Annotated in this window: 13 protein-coding genes; 2 read left to right on the top strand and 11 right to left on the bottom strand. The window is 57.8% G+C overall.

All coding sequences use genetic code 11. The features are described from left to right. Positions 1-230 precede the first annotated feature (230 nt). The 6 genes from RBB29_RS17485 to RBB29_RS17460 all read right to left on the bottom strand — a co-directional run bounded on the left by RBB29_RS17485 (position 231) and on the right by RBB29_RS17460 (position 9941). The gene (locus RBB29_RS17485; RefSeq protein ID WP_306115566.1) at positions 231-3230 is read right to left on the bottom strand and encodes a hypothetical protein; all 3000 of its coding nucleotides are present in this window, start codon (positions 3228-3230) and stop codon (positions 231-233) included. Continuing rightward, positions 3215-5089 (bottom strand): hypothetical protein, encoded by a 1875-nt coding sequence (locus tag RBB29_RS17480; protein ID WP_306115567.1) that lies wholly within the window; start codon positions 5087-5089, stop codon positions 3215-3217. The genes RBB29_RS17485 and RBB29_RS17480 overlap by 16 nt, the downstream gene beginning before the upstream one ends. Further along, complete coding sequence (locus RBB29_RS17475; RefSeq protein WP_306115568.1) at positions 5086-5511, bottom strand: hypothetical protein; 426 nt, start codon at positions 5509-5511, stop codon at positions 5086-5088. The genes RBB29_RS17480 and RBB29_RS17475 overlap by 4 nt, the downstream gene beginning before the upstream one ends. Positions 5512-5520: 9 nt before the next feature. Further along, the gene (locus RBB29_RS17470) at positions 5521-6660 is read right to left on the bottom strand and encodes an AAA family ATPase (RefSeq protein WP_306115569.1); all 1140 of its coding nucleotides are present in this window, start codon (positions 6658-6660) and stop codon (positions 5521-5523) included. Between the two features lie 279 nt (positions 6661-6939). Further along, on the bottom strand, positions 6940-7716 hold the full coding sequence (locus RBB29_RS17465) for a hypothetical protein (RefSeq protein ID WP_306115570.1): 777 nt from the start codon (positions 7714-7716) through the stop codon (positions 6940-6942). A 530-nt stretch (positions 7717-8246) separates the two neighbouring features. After that, positions 8247-9941 carry an adenylate/guanylate cyclase domain-containing protein gene (locus RBB29_RS17460; protein ID WP_306121190.1) on the bottom strand — a complete coding sequence of 565 codons (1695 nt, stop codon included), beginning with the start codon at positions 9939-9941 and terminating at the stop codon, positions 8247-8249. A gap of 500 nt (positions 9942-10441) precedes the next feature. Here RBB29_RS17460 and RBB29_RS17455 point away from each other — a divergent pair, with 500 nt between their 5' ends. Continuing rightward, positions 10442-11860 (top strand): MATE family efflux transporter, encoded by a 1419-nt coding sequence (locus RBB29_RS17455; protein WP_306115572.1) that lies wholly within the window; start codon positions 10442-10444, stop codon positions 11858-11860. A 117-nt stretch (positions 11861-11977) separates the two neighbouring features. Beyond that, positions 11978-12601, top strand: coding sequence for a Crp/Fnr family transcriptional regulator (locus tag RBB29_RS17450; protein WP_306115573.1), 624 nt, complete (start codon positions 11978-11980; stop codon positions 12599-12601). A 52-nt stretch (positions 12602-12653) separates the two neighbouring features. Here the strand turns inward: RBB29_RS17450 and RBB29_RS17445 are convergent, their stop codons facing one another. From RBB29_RS17445 to RBB29_RS17425, 5 genes are all read right to left on the bottom strand, one after another. Then, positions 12654-13505: a hypothetical protein gene (locus RBB29_RS17445; RefSeq protein WP_306115574.1), complete on the bottom strand. Its 852-nt coding sequence runs from the start codon at positions 13503-13505 to the stop codon at positions 12654-12656. Between the two features lie 147 nt (positions 13506-13652). Continuing rightward, positions 13653-14858 carry a DUF3095 domain-containing protein gene (locus tag RBB29_RS17440; RefSeq protein WP_306115575.1) on the bottom strand — a complete coding sequence of 402 codons (1206 nt, stop codon included), beginning with the start codon at positions 14856-14858 and terminating at the stop codon, positions 13653-13655. 30 nt (positions 14859-14888) lie between these two features. Then, positions 14889-16061, bottom strand: a complete 1173-nt coding sequence (locus tag RBB29_RS17435) for an adenylate/guanylate cyclase domain-containing protein (protein ID WP_306115576.1) — start codon at positions 16059-16061, stop codon at positions 14889-14891. A 79-nt stretch (positions 16062-16140) separates the two neighbouring features. Further along, positions 16141-17376 (bottom strand): adenylate/guanylate cyclase domain-containing protein, encoded by a 1236-nt coding sequence (locus RBB29_RS17430; RefSeq protein ID WP_306115577.1) that lies wholly within the window; start codon positions 17374-17376, stop codon positions 16141-16143. A 51-nt stretch (positions 17377-17427) separates the two neighbouring features. Next, the gene (locus RBB29_RS17425; RefSeq protein WP_306115578.1) at positions 17428-18042 is read right to left on the bottom strand and encodes a TetR/AcrR family transcriptional regulator; all 615 of its coding nucleotides are present in this window, start codon (positions 18040-18042) and stop codon (positions 17428-17430) included. Between the last annotated feature and the right edge of the window lie 152 nt (positions 18043-18194).

The following is an 18194-nucleotide window of genomic DNA, read 5'->3' as shown; positions in this document are numbered from 1 at the left end:
GCGGACGACGGAAAAGAGTGCCGGGTCGAAACGCGGCGTTTTCGTGCGTCTCAAATGTTGGTTGTGCTGGGTTGGTGGAGGCCGCCGCCCACTTCGCCCGTCAGATCGTGCTGAGCTGCCCCATGGCGAAAGATACGGAGAACTTTGCCCTTCGACCTGGGGTATCGCATCCGTCGTTGACAACCACGTTTGCACCGAGCCGGATCTGGCACATTCAGGTTGAAGATCGTCTAAGAAACAATCCGGCTGGTGGCTTTCCCCGGTTCAATCAGGATCACGCGATGTTCGTTATCAATGATCGCCCAGGTCCTGCCGTTGGGCGCCGCATCCGATGCACGCCAGGAGCTTCGTTCCAGACGAACAAATGTTTCCGTTCCCTGACGGAGCAGGCGCAATGACGGGATCAACGCGCCCGAGCTTTCGATCACCAGTGGGCCCATCGCGTAGGAGCGGATCGGAGCAGGGTTGGAAAGCGTCTGCAGAAACCGAAAATGGTCGGACTTCAAGGCTCTTTCATTATCCCATGTATACGCTCTGAGGTTCGTATGGATCGCCTTGCCTGCGGTGTTGCCGGAATACGAAAAAATTGTACCTCTGAGGGCTGTCGGTTCGGTGTAGATGTTCGTTTTTCCGCGCTCGTTTTCGCCCGGGGGAACAAGAAAATAGGTGGAGAAGCTGAGCGTTCTTGTCGGTGCGGTCCAATACTCGATCAATCCGAACCCGGCCGCACCCTCGCGGCGTTGAAAGTACCAACCGATCACGCTGTCGTTCCGGACAAAACCTAGAACCACAACATCCTCGTTGATCGTAACGCCCCAGCTTTCCCGAAATTCAGGAGCCTCTTCGTTGAACAAGGCAACCACCGACAGTGCCTGGATACGGCGACCGGATTTGACCATCCAGATGTGTTCATTGCTTTCGCTGTGCCACGCTTCCAATGGCAGGTTGCCGAGCTTTCTGTAAGTGTGGCGCAACGTGTCGAGCATGAGGATACGGCGGGCATGCGCCTCATGGCCGAGAACCAGAATAACGAAACGCCCGGTTCGGATGCGCACAAACCCTGCCAGGTCCGTGACCTGATCCGCCCATTCGATCTTGCCGGAAGGCGCCAGAATGCGCACCGTCCCGGATGGATCGCCGACCAAGACCCGCCCGCGCGGCAAACAGGCCAGATGGCACCACTTGGGCTGTGCCAATGATACAGGCGGCAACAGCAATGCGTTCCCCGGTGCGGTTTCGGTCGGTTGGGCACGCTTGATGCGACGCAGGTCCGCCGCCAAGGGGCCCAGACCGGCGGCCCGGGCAATGGCGCTGTAACCTTCGAGAGATTTCTTTGTCAGCGGGACCGCATCGGTGATGGTCTGCCGGATGATGTTGTCGCAGAGGCGGCTGATGTTTGGCTTTTGCAACACCTCGCTCCGCCAACCCTTTTTCCTGGTTCCGTCCAGAAGGTGATCCAAGAGCGAGGTCCGTTCATCGGGGTCGGTCGAGGGATTGAGCACCGTCGAAACCTTGCTTTCGAGCGCCGCGCCAACGGTCCCGGGATCGGCGATCGCGGCCCCGTCAGCCACCTCGGCCCGCCAGGGCAAGACCAGCAACGCGCGGTGGAAAATGGCCGGGTCTTCAAGTTCACCCTGCCCGATTGCCTGCGCCAGCCATCTTAGGCGGATCTCTTCGAGGCCCGGCACATCGTCGGACACCAGAAGCGCCTGCGCGATGTCCCCGGTCTGGACCAGACGTTCGGCCCAGATCTTGCGAATGAACTGTCCCGCCTGGATGTTCTTGTTCTCCGCAGCACGGACCAGGACGTCAAAGCAGCTGTACCGTTCGGCGAGCGCGATGGCGACATCACGCTTTCCTGCCAGGTACCACAGGCACACGATGTCACCGCCACTCTGGTTGCGGGCCATCGCGAGCTTGGCCGCGTCTTCGTATCGCTTGGCATGTTCCAGAACCCGGAGGGCGGCGGCGTAGTCCCCCAACAATTCGTCATAGATAAAGGCGGCGCGCCCGTGGTCACCCTTAGCTTCGTATTCGCGGGCGAGACCCAGGTACATTTGCCGCATTTCCTGAAAGGAGCTCATGCCGATCGGGATCGACGGCCCATCGACCTTTTGGCCGAAGTTGAGCCCCAGGTTTGAGCGGATTTCAGGCAGGCGTGACGCCATTGAAGGCGGCTTCTTGCGCTCGCTGGCCGCGGCGGAAAGGGCGCGCTTCAACGCCTCATCTATGTGCCCGGCCTTCAACAGCTTTTCCATCTCCTTCAAGCGGCCCTCCAAGCCACGCCGCAAGCTGTCACCCGCGGGCGTGTTCCACAAAAGCCAGCCGTGAAACTTGTCGAGAAGTCCTGGTGATTTGGGCCGTTGGGCAGGTGCCGTGGCCGATCGCGCGGCCCGGCCGTCCCGTGTCCCGCCCCGTTGCCCGGCGCGAAGAATTCGGGTCACCGATCCGCCGGGGCCACTGAAAATCCTGAGCAGAACATAAGCCAACGCCAGAAACAGCAACACCGCCCAAAGCCAACTGCCGTCTTGCGGATTTGGAGCGGTCAGGATCGTTTTCGCCAGGCCTAGAACCATGACCAGCCCGAAAAGGATGAGGCCAATAGTAAAGCAGGTTTTGAACAGAAATCTCACCGTGCGGCGCGCCCCGTCGGCGATCACTGCGCTCTTTCGAATACTCGTTTGGGAAATCCGGGCGCTTTCCATCTGCAATTCGGATGTGCGCTCGATCGTGGCTTTTATGCGTGGGTCGGGCTTGGCAGCGCTTGCCGGTTCCATCTTGGGCCGCTTCGCCAAGGGCGGGCTGTCACAGCGGGCGGTGCCGATGGCGTCCAGGTTCCAGAAGACAAGGGGATCAATCGAAACCCATTCCTTGGACGCGATGACGTGACGCTGTCCTGCCAGAAAGCAGTCGAGAGTATCAGCCACCGCTTGCGGGGCATCTGCGTAACTGGACAAGCTGCCGGCCGCGTTCCGGCGCAGCGGCAATGCTGATCCCAGTTGCGCCGGGTCGAGTTCGATCGGCGCTTCAAACAGCGCCATCAACCCGACAGGGGTCTCAAAAAGCGCCGTAATGCCTTTCAGAAATGGCAGGAGCGGCGTCGCCTGCGTTGGACCGGTGGCATCCGGCAGAAGAATGCCGTCATACTGGCCCACGGATAGCCAAACCCATTCGCGCGGCGGCAAGGGCTTCTTCCGGCGGTGCCGTATCGCGGTCAATCGCTGAGCCATACGGTCCTCGCTTCCGCGATCAGGTCCACGACGGAAATACTCTCGAACCCGGGCCCCTTGCCACCAAGCCGCAACCTCACAAGTTCCTGAGGTTGCCCATCGTCCAGCGCCACGCCATAGGCAAACCGCCCCATGCGCGAAGAGCGCAGATGCGACAGTCCGGTCTTGTGGCCTTTGTGGTTCTTGGGGTGCAATTGCGGCTTCGCCCCCTCGTGCCAGCGATACTGGATGATGGTGCCCGAGGAGGGATGATAGCCGAAACCTTTCTTGGGGCCGAGCGCCTGAAGTGGCACCAGGCCGTCAGGCCAGATCATCTCGATCTCTTCATGCCGGTCGCGGATGACATAACGTGTGCCGTCTTCAGTCATCAGCACGGCGATATCGCTGATTGCCAATCGAATGTCGCGCAAGTTCGAGGTCCAATTCACTGGATCCTCCAGCCTTATCGTCAGGTTCCGATAGGGATGACCGGCTGTTGACTGCAAGATCTCACCGCCCAGTCGGGGGTCGCCCATCGGAACCGCCCATAGCTGGCTACTGCCGTCGCGCGCAAGGAGCGTTGGCTGCTCCGCATCATGCCGCACCAGACCGGTTTTCAGGTTGATGGTTCTGCTTTGTCCCAGACGATCAATAACCGCTAACGCGCCATCTTCGCGATTGTCATACCCCAGGTCTTGCCACGGCAATGCGGTTGCACCGAATGCGAAATCGTCCAGCTTTGCATGAACCGGGACCTCCTGGACCTTGGGTTCGTGGTCGTTGCCGGTCAGGTTAACCACGGCGTATTTCAGTTGATGCGGTTGGTACTCGGCAGACTGCCACAGCAGATGGAAGGTGGACCCTTCGCAGAAAACCGCAGAAATCTGTGCGTCTTCCGGCAAGGGAAACCAATGGTCCGATGCCTTGTCGGCGGAAAAGTGGTTTGTCAGAAGCAGGCCGTTTCGCCACCGAACTGCAACCTTGCCATTGTCCAGCTCAAGCCAGTGCCGGGGCGCCCAATTGTCGACCAGATAATCCCTTGTCACGTTCGACTGCGAAAGATCCAGCGCGAAGGGTCTGCGCAAGGCGCCGATGCATAAACCGTCCTCGGGAAAGTGCATCTGGGCAAGGCGCCTGAGAGTGCCCTTTGTCCAGAGCCTGAGCGCACTGGCGACCTGATTGGTACTTTCGTGGTTCTTTGGCAAATCGGCGAGAAGCGCCGCGCGAAGATTGAGCAGGTTGACCTGATGCTCCAAGCGCGTTGGCCCAACGATCCAGTATTCGCGCGTTACCTTCTCGGTTGGCTGTAGACCGGTGACGATCTCTTCGAGCATGTCCTGGTCGAGTTCATGCTGCGAAACGGTGCTCAGATACGTTTCGATCTGCCTGCGCTCGAGGCCTTGATGCCAGGTGCCCGGATCGGCCGTATGACACCAGCAGAAGTCAACGCCCTGCCTGGCGGACTGCGCCGCAAGCCAGAAGACCGCCCCAAGCCCCAGAAGCCGGTTATGACCCAGCATCCATGCGCCACTATCAACAATCAGGCAGATGGCACGACCCTGGGTTTCGGTCTCGTGTATCCTGCGGCGGTACAGGGTTTCCTGCATCGCGACACGGCGCATGAATTCGACCGGATCCAGATCGTGGATTGCCCATTCAGACGCCAGTATATCACCGACCTCGCCGCGGTTTTCGATGCCTTCATAGCCACTGAATTGCCCCAACCCGGGCTCCGAGTGATGGGTCACAAGGTCGGAAAAGCCATCAAAATCCCTCAGCAGCCCCTCCAAAACCGTTCTCAGGGGCTTTTCCATCTGCCGAAAGAGATGGGCGGTCTGTTCAATGGCGTTTGCGGCTTTGCCGGTCTCTGCGATGGTCAATTTACCTGCCCCATCGTGGCATCCAGATCGACGCGGTGCACGGGCATTGCAGGTGACAGGTCCACCACCTTCAACTCATCACCCGACATCATCAGCAGGTCACCCTTGAACCCCTTGCGAGAGGTGATGTCGACCCGGAATTGCGCAAGCAGATGAGCGGGAATGTTCAGGCGCGATCCGGCGGGACCATAGAGGCCGTGGGAATACCGGTTCAGGTAAATGATATCGTCCCCCAACCATGGCAGATCAGGATCGGTTGCATGGGGATGATAGAGGATGAATTTCGCGTTTTGGCGGGCCAGCAGAAAACCGTCCAAAGCGGCGACACGCGGTGCGAGTTTGGTCAGAAACCCGATATCGGCGATCAACCCGCAGGGCCTGGCGGGTACCCTATCATCGACAAGTTTGACCGCCAGATCCATGACACGATCCTAGCGGATTGCTGCGACAAGGGCCGACCGTGCCAAAGCAAGCGTTTCGGGGCGCATTTCTTCTGCGAACCCGGCATCAATGCGGGCAATCATGCTCTCGGCACGGATACACCAGGGCTCGAAGGAAGGGTCGTCGCGCAACTGCGGTTTGTTGTCGAGATGCTCCTGCGCGGATTTGGCAAGATCAGCGGCATAAGCGGCAGGGCCATAGGCGGCTGTCTTGGCGGCCTGGTCCAGAACCGGGTTTTCGGCCAGTTGAAGCTCTTCCGCCAAAATCTCTTTGGCCTGCTCCTGCAAACTGCGGTCCTGCACCATGAAGACGACCGGCCACAAATCGGCCAGCGTTGCCTGTTGTCGGCCTGCCAGAACGGCAGCCGCGGCGATCAGCTTCTGACCTCGAACAATCCGGCGATCAGAAAAACTGATGCCTCTGACAGACAGTTTGCCGACTATCTGCGAAAAGGGATCAATGATCTGGTCAAGATCCACCTCGTGCACGCGCTGAACCAGGTCCCGCACTTCAGCTTCGGTCAAGACCTGGCCAGGGTCCGAGGGTGCCACGGCCTGGGTCAGCGACCAGCCTGACCGAAGAAGGCTGGCCACGTTGTCGAGGCCGACCGGATCAACAAAGGTGGTCATCAGAAACCGGTCGGCAAACGCCGCCAACATGGGATCATCCGGCATGGCATTGGAGGCCGCGAAACAAGTCCAGAGCGGCACGTCAATCTGTTGTGCGCCGCGACGGTAGACGCGCTCGTTCAACAGCCCGAGAAGCGTGTTCAGAATTGCGGTCGAGCCCAGAAAGATCTCGTCGAGAAACGCAACATTGGCCTCCGGCAGCATGCCTTCGGTCACCACCTCGACGCGCCCGTCTCGAAGGGCCTCGATGCTGAGCGCACCAAACAATTCCGCTGGCTCCGTAAACCGGCCCAGCAAATACTCAAAATGGCGGCCTGAAAACCGTTGGGCGACGGCACGTACCGCGGCCGATTTGCCCGTCCCCGGAGGACCGATCATCAGCACATGTTCTTTTGCCAGAACACCAAGTACCGCAAGCTCGAAAATGACCCGCCGGTCAACAAGATTTCTCGCGCCATCGTTTACGATATCGTTTACTTTTTCGAGAATTTTGTCGGCCATTGCTGAAGACTGCCACCGCTGAAAATTATGACCTGCGTTTAGTGAAGAACTAAGGGGCGCGCGTCAAGCGAAAGGGCGCGATGCCGAACTTGCATCGTGTCTGTTGGCGTTGACCCGAGAACCCTGCATTTCTTTCGTACTGTTGCGCTCTCCCCAAACGACCGTTTCGGGAAACGGCTCAGCCAGGTCGAGTAGACCCGAATTCCGCGTCAGTACCGCAAGCCAAGCCGCCGGGCACGACAGCTTTGTCTGTTTTGCAGGCGTCATCGGAAAGCCGCATCACGCTTGCAGATGGTGCTTTGTCTTGGTGGAGGGCCCGGCGACCCGGAGCTTGGAAACACTGTTCGGACGTCTAACACCCTGTGGTGTCCGCGCGAGCAGATTTGCCATGTCCTTGGCGCCCATCCAGATCAAATGGTCTTCTTCCGTTACCTGTTGGTCCTGCCCCAGCCAGCGACCGGGTTCGCAATGGCTGTAGCCATAGCGGAGATGTGCGCCCTTGGCGGCAAGCCTTTGGGGGACAAGCGCAAACACGAAGGCCGGGTTCCAGGCGCCGACCATGATCTCCAGCAGGACGCGTGACAACAGCGACGTCGCACCGTGGCTGCGCGGACCGCCGAGACCGCTGGCACGAAGCCAGAATTCGCCCTGGTAGCAGACTTTGCCCGTGATCGTCTGGAGTGCTTGGGGGCCTGAATAAAACGTGAGATCTGGGTCCGGGGTTGAATCAGGGGTGATGTACTTGTGGCGGTGGGTATTCAGGTGCTGGGCCAGTGAAACGCCCTCGAGATCGAGAAGGCGTACTGCCTGCGTGTGGACCAGCTCGCCGCTGGGGTCGAACCCGCAGATCCAGAACCCGTTGCCCTCGTCAATATACGAACTCGCGACATCGAACATCGGATAGATCGGCCCGCGATCTGGCAGTTGGCTTCTCAACGTGCGGTACTTGGCGAAATCATCGCCAATCTCCAGACGGATTCCCATCTGTTCCAGATCGCGAAGGACGCCCGAAATATTTGTAACTAGTTCAAAAAGTCTCTTTGGTGACGTCCTCATGGAGCTCGCCCTCTCTTCCCGGTTTGGCTGTTGACCTCGGTCAATCGGTCAACAGTAAGTTCGTTTTTCAGTTTGGCGCATCCCTCATGTGCCGTTCTCATAAGCATTGGGTCCGCAATTCATGTCGGCCCCCTCGACACTGTGGATGGTGCACGACGGTTGGTTTCGTAGAAGGTGAAATGCGGCGCAAAATAGGAAGGCGCTTTCTGCGGATGAGGTTGTCTTTGCCTCGTCAGTTTTGCAGCGCCCGTGCCTGCTGCTTTCAAGCGTGGCTGCGAAGCTAAGGCCCAAGGCAAAGGCTGCATATTCTGGCGTCGCTGCCATGTTCACTCCAAGAAACGAAAGAAACGTCTAAAGTTTTCCCTTTATATTTCGGAAAACTTTACCCGAATACGTTTAGATTTGTTCTTGGTTAACTGGACAATTGGTTGAATCTGTCCAAATCGCCCTGGAGCTACAGGTGGTCCATATGGTTTCGCAAGACGACCGTGCCAATGGTGTTGGGGGCTGGGTTGACCCGTCGCGCAAGGTCAGGGGCTTTCCGAAGAGGGCAGGTCGGTTGCCCGCTTGACGGTGTAGACGATGATCGGCTGGCTGAGCCCTCTGACATCGACACTCTGGCGCGCCATCTTGTCGCCGGGGGTCAGACCTGACGCTGCAATCGTTGTGTTTGAGACGATGATCTGTACTTCCATCGATTTTGTTAGCCCCTCCAGGCGGCTTGCCGTGTTCACCGTTTCCCCAAGTGCCGTGATACGCGCCGCGGCGTCGGTTCTGTGACCCGCCCCGATGCGGCCCAGAACCACGGGTCCGGTATTCAACCCGATCCCGATCTGAAGCGGCTCCGGAAGTTCCTCTTGCAGGCTTTGATTGAGTCCGTCGAGAACGCCGCCCATCGCCCGTGCAGCCTTGATCGCGCGAACCGCACTGTCTTGAATCGACGTCTCCATCCCGAAGATCGCCATGATCCCGTCGCCCATGAACTTGTCGACATACCCGCCGGAATCCTGAATGGCCTCGGCCATCCGACCGAGGAACTGGTTCAGGAGAAAAACCACATCGTAGGATAGCTTGCCCTCGGACATCTTCGTAAATCCGCGCAGATCGCAGAACAGGATCGTTGCGTCCCGTTCGACGCCCCAATGGTAGCGATCAATCGCGACCCCGCGCGTAGCGTCTATGTTGCCCGGCATCAGCGTCGAGATGGTCAGATTGGCGGTCGGGCGCAATTGACAGGCCAGCCGGACATTTGCCGGCGCTGCGACCCGCTTTAGCACCGTGGTTTCGATCTCGGTTGGCGGAGGCAACATCTCGTGGCCCTCGATCACCCGAACGCGGCAAGTGGAGCATCGTGCCCGCCCGCCGCAGACCGAGGCGTGTGGGACACGATTGATCCGGCTGATGTCCAGCACTGAAAGCCCTCGGGATGCCGGGATGATGGGGCCATTGGCGTAAGTGACGATAACGCGTCCGGAAAAACGCTGCCTCGTCAACAGCAGCAGCCATATCCCCAAGGCGCCCGCGAGGATGGCGTAGTAAACTGTGTTGGTCGCCTGAAGCGTCGACACGAACGTCGCATATTGCTCTGCCGAGAACGGGTTGGAATAGCTTGACTGCAACGCACTGACCCGGCCTGCGGCGACATAGCCTGCATAGGCCAATGCGGGTATGCCCACCGCCAACCCGTACCAGAGCCAGAGTGACCGGCGGTACCAAGCTCGGACGATCAGCCAGTGATGCATGCCGATACAGCCGTGAACCCAGACAAGCGTCATCAGCAAGGCCTGCGACAGCGCCTCATTCGGCCACATGGCCCACATGGCATAGGTATAGTCGGCCTCGATGCCAAACATCTCTTGAACGCCGCGGGTGCCGAGCACATGACGGATCAGGAATAGGGGGATAAGAAGCCCGAAGATCAATTGAATGAAATCCCGTCTTCCGAGTCGCCAGGTGCGCGTTCCGATGAATTTCGCGATGCCCAGCACGAAGTGAACTGTCGCGGCCGTAATCAGCAGCGCCGTTCCCGCCGCGCTTTGCGTCACCCACACCCTGATGTCCTGACCCGCCTGCATGGTATCAAGCGAGACCAAGCCCAGAGCGTGATTGATGAAGTGGGTGATGGCAAAGGTGAAAAGGATCAGCCCCGACGCGATGCGTAGCTGCGGCACATAAAAGGTCCGCCTTATCGCCGAGTCGGAGGTCGGCTGGTCAGGAGTGTCCAACTTTGGATCTCTCTTCGACGTCAATAGCACTGTTCAACCGGCATTGCCCGACGGGAACGCCCTTTTGCATGATAAACGCGGGGAAGCGTTCCTCAAAGTATTTATCCAAGGGTCGCAAACAACAGATGTCGCATCTGGAGCATCTTTGCCCTTGTTGGATCTAATTGGCATTTCGAAAGCGCAAATGGAGGGTAGGTCGGGCGTGTCCATGACGAAACCCCTGATCCGCCAAGCCCCCAGAGAATTTTAGCTCAGAGGCGGGGCCACGGTGCTACACTGCAGAGCGAATGCCGGCGTTGAGCCGGTATTGACTTGATCATCCCTTCACCGCGAAGGATTTCTCTGAGCTAATGGAAGAGGTCGAGCGGCTTTGGGGCCTCGGAAACTCGAGGCTACCCGCATTTGATTAATCTTTGTAAACTGGTTGTGTGCAGCGGGGAAATTATGCGCCCCAAGAGAGTTTTATTGCCGATGACGGTTCAAATTACGAAAGACCAGAGATGACGACCGGGAAAACCGCGAAGTACACGACCGGCAGTATCATGCGTCACGTTTCGGTCTCTTCATTTACGGCCAGCATCGGCCTGATGGCGATCTATGCGGTCGATCTGATTGACCTGATATTCATCTCGATGCTGGGCTACGAGGAAATGGCCGCTGCGGCGGGTTATGCCAGCGCCCTCATGTTCTTTACCAGCGCGATCAATATCGGCCTGTCGGTCGCGGCAGGCGTTTTGGTGTCGCGATCCATCGGCGAGGATGATGAGCTGGAGGCGCGCGAATACGCCACAAGTACGGCGATGCTCGTGATGCTGACCGGAATCGCCATTCCTTTGATTCTATTGATCAATGTCGAGTTCTTCGTGGGCCTTCTCGGGGCCACGGGACAGGTGGCGGAGCTGGCGGCAACCTATCTCTGGATTGTCGTGCCCTTCACTTGGGTATCGGGTCTGTCCATGGTGACTGTCGCGTCTTTGCGGTGCTACGGTGAGCATCGGCTGGCGATGTATCCATCTCTCTTCGGGGCGCTGACCAATGGGGTGCTTGACCCAATTTTCATCTTTGCCCTGGGAATGGGTTTGCCAGGGGCTGCCTGGGCCACGGTGGCGGCGCGGTTCGTGACGCTCGGGCTTGCCCTTTATCCGGCCTTGCGCAAGCACAATGCGTTCGTTCGCCCAAGCCTGCGCCTGCTTTGGCGCGACCTCCAGACGGTGACCCATTTCGCCAGCCGCGCCGTTTTGGCCAATGTTGCCACACCCATCGGCACGGCGATCGTGACCCGCGAAATGTCAAAATTCGGACCAGAGGCGGTGGCCGGGATGGCTGTGATCGGCCGGATGACGCCCGTTGCCTTTTCGGTCATTTGGGCGCTATCGGGGGCCATCGGGCCGATCATCGGGCAGAATTTCGGGGCCGGTCATGTGGATCGGGTCAGACGCGCGTATCTCGATGCCATCACTTTTGTGGCGATCTATGTACTGTGCATCACCCTGATATTGTTTGCCCTCCGTGGCCCGATTGCCGATCTCTTCAGTGCCCAGAACCTGACGAGGGAGCTGATTTACCTCTATTGCTTCCCGGTGGCGCTGTCCGCGTTTTTTAGCGGCTCGGTATTTGTAGCAAGCGCGTCATTCAACACGCTGGGCCGCCCGTCTTATTCGACGTGGTTGAGTTGGGGACAGCACACCCTGGGCACCTGGCCGTTTGTCGTCGTCGGCGGGATCCTGATGGGGGCGCAGGGGGTTTTGATCGGGCAGGCGCTTGGCAGCGTCATCTTCGCATCCGTCGCGTTATGGCTGGGCTGGCGGTTGATAAAGAACCCGCCGCAGGAAAACATGCGCCATCGCAGCCACAGCGCGCTTTTTGGTCATGGCAGCCTCATTGCCCATACCTTGCACAAGCATTTGGAAGACAAATAATCCTGACCGTGAGACCAAATGCCAAACATTAACTAAACCCGTACATGTCCGCATAGACGCGACAACAAAACCCTGACCTGTATATTGGCGCGACAGGCGCATTAGGAGAGCAAGCCAATGGAATCTATCACCACAAACTACATGATTGAGGCCGTTGGCTGGCTCGCTGTTCTGTTCAAGTTGGCAACACTGTCGATGAATTCGATGATCTGGCTGCGGGTCCTGGTGATTTTGTCGTCGGTCTGCTTCATCATCTATAGCGCCCTGTTTCAGATCTGGCCGCTTCTGGCGATTGAAGTCGTCTTGCTTTGCGTCAACGCCTATCGCCTCTATGAACTCATCGCGCTGCGCAGGTTGGTGACGCATATGACGGACGACTCGGAGGCTGATTTCTCCGCCGCCATGGCCTATGGCAAACGACGCGACATCCAGGCGGGCGACGTCCTTTTCGAAAAGGGCGATCCGGTTGACAGCCTCTATTATCTGGCCGAGGGCCTTGTTGAAATTGAAGGGCAGGATGTGACTGTGCCCGCGGGGAATATCTTTGGTGAAATGGCGTTCTTCAACAGCAGTGCGGTGCGCATGGCGACGGTGCGGTGCGTGGAGGATACGGTTGTTTACGAGGTCAACGAGAAACGCTTTGCGCGGTTGCAGTATGAAGACCCCAAGTTTGCGATGTCGGTGATGCGCCTCGTCACCAAGCGGCTTGTGGCGAATGCTGCGCATACGCAGGAGGCTTAGCCTTCAACATACCAAGGTTACATTGTTCATCGGCGACACCAAGCCGCGAGTTCTAAGGACCCGCGAACGGTCCGAGTTTGTTGTCGCGCCCAGAGGCTTCGGACACACGATTGTAGAGCTCTGCAATCACTTCTTTGCCGTCCGGGGTTTGCCTTAAATGCTCAAGGGCCGGACCAATGAGTGGCTCTACTTGCTCGCTGAAAAAGCTTGGGAAAAGCTCTACCAAATCCATGGGAGACTGGCATCCAAGTGTCTCTGCAAAGCCGGTTTCCAGGAACTCGTTGTATAGTCCGCTTACCTTGCGCAGATAGTAAGGATCGGCAATTTGGCCAATCAGGTCCGCGGCCCGTACCAGCGCGGGTTCGCTGTCCAAACTGGCATAAGCCGGGTCATCCGGCACGGGAAAGCGCGTGTATTCGATGGCTCTCGCGATACGTTCCGGGTTAATGACTTCACACGCCGCAAAGCGGTTGCGGGCATAGATCTTGCCCCGGTCAACATGGTAGGGTCCCAGGGAGGCATCGGTGGCGCCGCGGGGTGGGCAAAAACGCTCTCCCTTATCGTTGATAACGACCGCCTTGGCCATGTCGCCCTCACAAACGCCCCGCGCAAAGCCGATGTCATGGAGCAGAAGTGCCACGATGTAATGCACCCAATCCTCTGGCTCCACGGTGTCCGTTTTGTGCTTCCCCCGGATGATCTGCTCGCCCACCAGCGTGACCATCATCGTATGTTCTGAATTATGATAGGGGGCGTCGGACCTACTGATATGTTCAAGCGCCTCGCGCGCCATATGGTTCAAGAAATCGGCGTATTGCGGTTTCTGATCCGGAAAGACCTGCAGGTAAGTTTCAGCAAGATGATCGCCAAAAGCAGCAGATAAAACTGCGGCGGGGTTGAACATTATTGCATTCCCAACATCGCTGAAACGCTCCAAGGCAGCTTAGGCACAAGTTGACCCCTTATCAACCAAACCGGACATTCAAAGGCTCCGACCGTCTTTGATGTGAACACATGTGACCACGGCTACCTTACAAGACAAATACTTACGTCAGGTTTTCAAGAACCGCGAGGCTGCCGTGTATCCACCAGAGGCGCCATCGACAAAATGGACGTGATTGTCTTCCATGATAGAGGGGACGATACAGGTCAGCATGGCCTCGGACTGGGTGTGGAGGCCAAACTGGATAATGCCGTCTTTTGCGCCGTCTTCGAGCAAAGACCGCAAATCTGCTTCGGTCGCGCTGTCGCAATCCAGCGTCATTTTCAGCCCGTCTTCAAACTTGCGAAAATCGGCATTTTCGCCGACCATGCGGCGGTACCTGCGGGCATCGAAACCTCCGACTTTCAAGCCGGTCTTGATGAGGACCCAGGCCAAAAAACTCTCGAACAGTGCCTTTCGACGCGCTTTGCCCAAAGACCCTTGCCCGCGCTGGGCGTGCGCCTCAAGGGTGGCCCCGGCGGGCGGCCATGAAATACCGGGCGGCTCATTCCCCGCAGGATGGCCGTTCGCCTCAAGGTGGCTTATCCGATCAAGAAGACGAGACACGAATTGGGTGAACCTCGGCCAGGCGACATCGTCTTTTGGCATGACGATCATCGACAGAATGACACCGTTTTTGCTGGGCATATGGCTCCACCGACAGGACAATCCCGTGAGATCTGGTGTCGACCCAGGGGCCGCCTCCGGAACGGCGTGTTCACCCGCTTTCATTTGCATTTCTGCCCAGTTGAGCCCGCCTCCGAAAAACATCGCATAGTCGACGCCTTCCGAGGCCTGGAAGCGGGCGACCTTCACATCAAATCCCGCTGCGCGAACCCTGGAAAGGGGCACCATGCCGACGCGCAACTCCATTCCGAATTCCTCATGCGCCCAAAGCCGCACCGCAGCCAACGCATCGCTGGCACGGTCTTTCCAGGAGGGCGGGATGGCGAAACTTGCGCCATCTCCGCCAAAAATATACGGGAATGACGCGCCACGATGGGTGTTGATCTGGGCGGAAATGACCGCGGCACCGATCATGTTGACCGTCTTGTACTGTCCATCTTCGACAGCTTTGGTCGATCCCCTGACATCCGAGGTTCCGATCCACCAATCATCTGGCAATGGTGAATAACTCCCGGAATCGGACAATTCTGCGAAATCGGAATAGGTGGTTAAACTCTTGTAAAATGATACGTCGGTGTTTGCAGTGTCCATGCTGCACCATAGCCATGATGGCGCCTTGAGCCTAGAGTCTTCGCGGGGACCGGTCACCTGACGTTTGCCTGGATCGTCCGCCTCTGCCTAATGAGACACGTCAATAGGCGTGAACAATTCCATCGGATCAGCGAGGCCACGTATCGCGTGGGGTCCACATGACGAAAACAACTCAGGCGCCGCATCTGCGACAGCGGACGTGGCCAAGATTTGGTGGCCTGCTGTCTTGGTCAACCCTTCAATCCGACTGGCAACATTCACCGCACCGCCAAGGACCGTGAAATCCAACCTGCCTGGGCTGCCGATATTGCCATAGCTGACCTGCCCAACATTGATCCCGACGCCGAAATCCAAAGGCGGTAGACCAGCCTCCTTTCGATTGACATTGAGCGCATCAAGGCCGGCAAGCGAGTCTTGTGCGGCGCGCGCCGCGTTTCTGCACTGTTCAGCCCGCCCAACATGATCTGAAATCGGAAAAATCGACAGGATGCCGTCGCCCATGAATTTGAGCACATCGCCGCCATGATCCTCGACGGATTGCACCACCAGGTCGAAATACCCGTTCAACGCCTCAAAAACCTGTTCTTCGGTCGCGTTGTCGGACATTGCCGTAAAGCCGCGCAGATCGCAGAACATGACGACGGCCTCGATCGTTGTGCGTTCCCCGCGTTTGATCGTGCCGTTCCAAACGGCCTCGGACGGCCCATCCCCGAGATAGGTGCGCAAGAGACCTTTGGATGATTTGCGCATGGTCACGGGTTCAAGCGCACAGGAGAGGGCCGGCAATGCCGCTTCGATCATCTCTAGGTGCTGCGGCAAGAACCCGTTCGGATCCTGCGTCACAAATGTACAGCCGTGGAGCGATTCATCGCCATAGTAGAGCAGGGTGGCGTAATAATCCGTGCCGCCCTGCTCGGCGAATTCCAGGTAGGAGATGTGGTCGGTTTTCGGGTCAAGCTGGCGCAGGCTTTTGTGCAGGGGTTTTCTGTTTTCCAGGATGTATTCGAAAGAACTGCCCACGTAGCTGTCCGTCAATGTGACTTCATGAGTGACGTCATAGGTTTCGGTTTCCTCAGGTTTCCAGACGACACCCCATGCAATGAGCAGGGGATTGGCGAAACGTTGGCCAATATTGGCGCGCCAGAGCGGCACCCCCGCGTCAATCAGCGACGCGCAAAAATGCGACACGACCTTGACCGGATCGCCCGAGCGGCGGCCGTCATTGATCATCCAGTTGGTGAGTTTGGCCAAATGTTCCATGGCGTTAAAATAGGTCCTGACGATAGCGACGCATAGAGATTAGTTCTGATGAATTCTTTCGATTGGTTCGCGGTCATGTCTAATCTAGTGTGAAAAGCTCCTGACGGTCACGCACACCGCGGAGGCGATATTGGCCGAGTGAGACCAGGTTTGGAATGGTCTCCAACATCGGAGCGGCCACCTTGGCGGAAATCACGATGGCCTGATCGACGGCGCTGCACATGCCCAGGATGCGCGAGGTGGTGTTGACCGCCGGGCCGATCACCGTGAAATCAAGCCGGGTTTTGCCACCGATATTCCCGTAGAGAACGTCACCCGCATGCAGAGCGAGGGTGAAGCCTGTGGTCGTCAATCCGTCAGCCTCGCGCCGTTCGTTCACGGAGATAAACGTATCGCGCAACTGCAGAGCGGCCTCGATGGCGACCCGCCGCGCGTTGGCAACCTGATCCATGTCGAAGATTGCCAGCAGGCCATCACCCATGAATTTCAGGACATTGCCCCCGTGACCCTCAACAACCTCAACGACCACGGCAAAGTAGTCATTCAACATGTCGATAACCGCGGTGCCGGGCATCGCTTCCGAAAGTTTGGTGAACCCCTTCAAGTCGAAATACCAAATCACCGCCGGGATCGTTTGTGTCGATCCGCGGGTGATATCACCGGACAGGACCCTTCTGCTTGCATCGCGGCCCATGTAGGCGGCTGTGATATCTTCGGCCATCTGCCGGTTTGCCGCGGATTTGAGGGTCAGGCAAAGGGGTGCGAATATCTCGCGTAGTCCATCAAGATGGGCGTCGGAGAAACCATCGGGTGCATCTGTCGTCAGGGAGATGACCACGCCCTCTTCAGATTGCAGCGGGTCTTCGAGGGCCGTGCTGTCGTCACGAAGAAACAGTCTCTTCGCGGCAAAGTATTCCGTGGCGCCATATGCACGGAACTCATCGAAGATCGGGAAATTCAATACCGGGTCCGGCACTGTCAGATTTTGCCGGATCTCTTCCGTATTCTTGCTCAGCAGGTAGTAAATCGGGCTGCGCAGAAAATCTTCCTGTACTTCTGTTGTGCGCTCAAAGTCCTCTCGTTCATTGTGGCCGCCGCGGTGCCAGAGAAAACCGACAGCGCCGATCTCGGGGTGGTGCGCTTGCATGGTAACGTTCACGCGCTGCAAGGGTATGCCGGCCGTGACCAACCGGTTACAGCACGCCTCAAGCCAGACCTCGACGGGCGTGTTTTCAAGCCCCTGCTGGATCAACCAATGCGCAAGATCATCCAGCGCCGCCGTTATCTCTTGGGTTTCGCGTATTGGCGCAGCCATACTATCCTCTTTTCGTGACAAGGGTGACCGAAGATCAGGTACCACAGACCATCAGGCAGGATCGAAGACCAGACGTATGAAGTCGCGGTAAAGAAGCAACTGTTTGGGCAGCAGGGATCTGTCGCCCAATACCCTGGACAGGATGATGCCGCCATCTGCGACGCCCGATAGCATGTCGGCGAGGTCGTCGAGATTGATGTCGATCCGTGGCTGGTATCGGTCCGCGATCTTGTCGATGCGCTCGCGAAAACGTGCCCGACAGAACAGCAACGCCTTTGCATTGAGATCGCGCACTTCCTGGTCAAAAAGCTGTTCATGGTAACAAACAGATGCCACCACGCATCCGGGATGGCCGTTTGGCAGGTCGTCGAACACCTTCGCAAGGAGCTTGAGGGCGATCAGAAAATTGTGCAGCGGATCCTCACTGAGGTCGTCAGCTTCGGTGAATACATCATCAATGACCTCGGCATCCTGCTCGATATAGCGTTCAAGCAACGCGCGGGCCAATGTCGTCTTGTCGCGGAAGTGGTAGAAGAAACCGCTCTTGGAGATGCCCACCTCGGCAATCAGTTCATCAATCGAGGTTGCAGAAAACCCTTTCGCCAGGATGGCAGTTTCGGCGGCCACGAGGATGTGCTCTTTGGTCTGCGGGGTCGGCTTGGTCACGTTTCGTCCTCGTCCTCTGGCCCTATCGGCAAAACTCTACCACAACTACTGTACCAATGGTCCAGTTGCAGATCGCATCTCGCTCTGCCAATAGTGTTTTCCATCGCGGGAGGTCGATCAAAATATTGTTTCTATTGTGAAAAAATAAAACA

This window comes from Roseovarius sp. MMSF_3359, from assembly GCF_030733385.1.
Lineage (GTDB): Bacteria > Pseudomonadota > Alphaproteobacteria > Rhodobacterales > Rhodobacteraceae > Roseovarius.
Note: the sequence above shows the minus strand (reverse complement) of the source record. Positions and strands in the feature narration are given on the sequence as shown.

Bases quoted from the DNA above. Each gene is read 5' to 3' on its own strand.
- RBB29_RS17485 (WP_306115566.1), bottom strand. From the start codon at position 3,230: ATGGCTCAGCGATTGACCGCGATACGGCACCGCCGGAAGAAGCCCTTG.
- RBB29_RS17475 (WP_306115568.1), bottom strand. From the start codon at position 5,511: ATGGATCTGGCGGTCAAACTTGTCGATGATAGGGTACCCGCCAGGCCC.
- RBB29_RS17470 (WP_306115569.1), bottom strand. From the start codon at position 6,660: ATGGCCGACAAAATTCTCGAAAAAGTAAACGATATCGTAAACGATGGC.
- RBB29_RS17465 (WP_306115570.1), bottom strand. From the start codon at position 7,716: ATGAGGACGTCACCAAAGAGACTTTTTGAACTAGTTACAAATATTTCG.
- RBB29_RS17455 (WP_306115572.1), top strand. From the start codon at position 10,442: ATGACGACCGGGAAAACCGCGAAGTACACGACCGGCAGTATCATGCGT.
- RBB29_RS17450 (WP_306115573.1), top strand. From the start codon at position 11,978: ATGGAATCTATCACCACAAACTACATGATTGAGGCCGTTGGCTGGCTC.
- RBB29_RS17445 (WP_306115574.1), bottom strand. From the start codon at position 13,505: ATGTTCAACCCCGCCGCAGTTTTATCTGCTGCTTTTGGCGATCATCTT.
- RBB29_RS17435 (WP_306115576.1), bottom strand. From the start codon at position 16,061: ATGGAACATTTGGCCAAACTCACCAACTGGATGATCAATGACGGCCGC.
- RBB29_RS17430 (WP_306115577.1), bottom strand. From the start codon at position 17,376: ATGGCTGCGCCAATACGCGAAACCCAAGAGATAACGGCGGCGCTGGAT.